This is a genomic window from Salimicrobium flavidum (genome assembly GCF_900156645.1).
GTDB classification, from domain to species: Bacteria; Bacillota; Bacilli; order Bacillales; family Halobacillaceae; genus Salimicrobium; species Salimicrobium flavidum.
This window is the reverse complement of record NZ_FTOC01000024.1, coordinates 1-2,974: the sequence shown is the minus strand read 5'-3', so window position 1 is coordinate 2,974 and position 2,974 is coordinate 1. Positions and strand designations below refer to the sequence as shown.

The window sequence follows — 2,974 nt, the reverse complement described above, 5'->3', positions numbered from 1 at the left end:
TGATCTAGACCAACATCGATCTTTATTTTTAGAACGAAGCGTCTTTTCACAGTATAGTGAAGAAACGAAGGGCGCACGGTGGATGCCTTGGTACTAGGAGCCGATGAAGGACGGGACAAACACCGAAATGCTCCGGGGAGCCGTAAGTAGGCGTTGATCCGGAGATGTCCGAATGGGGGAACCCACTGTCCGTTATGGGACAGTACCGGTCACTGAATACATAGGTGGCCGGAGGTAGACCCGGGGAACTGAAACATCTAAGTACCCGGAGGAGAGGAAAGCAAACGCGATTTCCCGAGTAGCGGCGAGCGAAACGGAACCAGCCCAAACCAGAGAGCTTGCTCTCTGGGGTTGTAGGACACTCCATCGGAGTTACCAAGAGGGACGATAGGCGAAGCGGACTGGAACGTCCAGCCAGAGCGGGTAACAGCCCCGTAGCCGACATCGCCCCTCCTCCGGAGTGGATCCTGAGTACGGCGAAACACGAGAAATTTCGTCGGAATCCGGGAGGACCATCTCCCAAGGCTAAATACTCCCTAGTAACCGATAGTGAACCAGTACCGTGAGGGAAAGGTGAAAAGCACCCCGGAAGGGGAGTGAAAGAGAACCTGAAACCGTGTGCCTACAAGTAGTCGGAGCCCGTTAATGGGTGACGGCGTACCTTTTGTAGAATGGACCGGCGAGTTACGATCGGCTGCAAGGTTAAGCACTGTAGGTGTGGAGCCGCAGCGAAAGCGAGTCTGAATAGGGCGTCTCGAGTAGACGGTCGTAGACCCGAAACCGTGTGATCTACCCATCCCCAGGGTGAAGGTCAGGTAACACTGACTGGAGGCCCGAACCCACGTAAGTTGAAAATTACGGGGATGAGGGGTGGGTAGGGGTGAAATGCCAATCGAACACGGAGATAGCTGGTTCTCTCCGAAATAGCTTTAGGGCTAGCCTTCGGCTAGGAGTCCTGGAGGTAGAGCACTGATTGGATGAGGGGCCCCTACCGGGTTACCGAGTTCAGTCAAACTCCGAATGCCAGCGACTCGCGTCGAGGAGTCAGACCATGGGTGAGAAGGTTCATGGTCGAGAGGGAAACAGCCCAGACCGTCAGCTAAGGTCCCCAAGTGTGTGTTAAGTGGAAAAGGATGTGGCGTTGCTTAGACAACCAGGATGTTAGCTTAGAAGCAGCTATCATTGAAAGAGTGCGTAATAGCTCACTGGTCGAGTGACGCTGCGCCGAAAATGTACCGGGGCTAAACACACCACCGAAGCTACGGATTTGCATCGAAGATGCAAGTGGTAGGAGAGCGTTCCAGGAGCTGTGAAGTCAGACCGTGAGGACTGGTGGAGCGACTGGAAGTGAGAATGCCGGTATAAGTAGCGAAAAAAGAGTGAGAATCTCTTTCACCGTAAGCCTAAGGTTTCCTGAGGAAGGCTCGTCCACTCAGGGTTAGTCGGGACCTAAGCCGAGGCCGAAAGGCGTAGGCGATGGACAACAGGTGGAGATTCCTGTACCACCCGCCTCCGTTCGAGCGAACGGGGGGACGCAGGAGGATAAGGAGAGCGCACCATCGGATGTGTGCGTCCAAGCTGTAAGCGTGCCGGATAGGCAAATCCGTCCGGCTCAAAGCGCGAGCAGTGATGGGGAGAGAACATGAGTATCGAAGCTCCTGATTTCACACTGCCAAGAAAAGCCTCTAGCGAGGATGGCGGGTGCCCGTACCGCAAACCAACACAGGTAGGCGAGGAGAGTATCCTAAGGTGATCGGGAGAACTCTCGTTAAGGAACTCGGCAAAATGACTCCGTAACTTCGGGAGAAGGAGTGCTCCTCTGCCGAGGAGCCGCAGTGAAAAGGCCCAAGCGACTGTTTACCAAAAACACAGGTCTCTGCGAAACCGTAAGGTGAAGTATAGGGGCTGACACCTGCCCGGTGCTGGAAGGTTAAGGGGATGCGTTAGCCGCAAGGCGAAGCGTTGAACCGAAGCCCCAGTAAACGGCGGCCGTAACTATAACGGTCCTAAGGTAGCGAAATTCCTTGTCGGGTAAGTTCCGACCCGCACGAAAGGTGCAACGACTTGGGCACTGTCTCAACGAGAGACCCGGTGAAATTATACGATGCGTGAAGATGCGCATTACCCGCGACAGGACGGAAAGACCCCGTGGAGCTTTACTGCAGCCTGATATTGAATGTTGGTATCGCTTGTACAGGATAGGTGGGAGCCATCGAAACCGGAGCGCAAGCTTCGGTGGAGGCGCTGGTGGGATACCACCCTGGCGGTACGGACATTCTAACCCAGGACCGTGATCCGGTCCGGAGACAGTGTCAGGTGGGCAGTTTGACTGGGGCGGTCGCCTCCCAAAAAGTAACGGAGGCGCTCAAAGGTTCCCTCAGAATGGTTGGAAATCATTCGCAGCGTGTAAAGGCACAAGGGAGCTTGACTGCGAGACCTACAAGTCGAGCAGGGACGAAAGTCGGACTTAGTGATCCGGCGGTACCGCATGGAAGGGCCGTCGCTCAACGGATAAAAGCTACCCCGGGGATAACAGGCTTATCTCCCCCAAGAGTCCACATCGACGGGGAGGTTTGGCACCTCGATGTCGGCTCATCGCATCCTGGGGCTGTAGTCGGTCCCAAGGGTTGGGCTGTTCGCCCATTAAAGCGGTACGCGAGCTGGGTTCAGAACGTCGTGAGACAGTTCGGTCCCTATCCGTCGTGGGCGTGGGAAATTTGAAAGGAGCTGTCCTTAGTACGAGAGGACCGGGATGGACACACCGCTGGTGTACCAGTTGTTCCGCCAGGAGCATCGCTGGGTAGCTACGTGTGGACGGGATAAGTGCTGAAAGCATCTAAGCATGAAGCCCCCCTTGAGATGAGATTTCCATTTGTAGAGATGCCTCTGAGACGAAGAGGTTGATAGGTCCGGTGTGGAAGCGTGGCGACACGTGCAGCAGACGGATACTAATCCATCGAGATCTTCTCTATAC

Annotated in this window: 1 rRNA gene; it reads left to right on the top strand. The window is 55.1% G+C overall.

The features are described from left to right. The first annotated feature begins 55 nt into the window (after positions 1-55). Positions 56-2,972, top strand: a 23S ribosomal RNA gene (locus tag BW944_RS14650). Positions 2,973-2,974 lie beyond the last annotated feature (2 nt).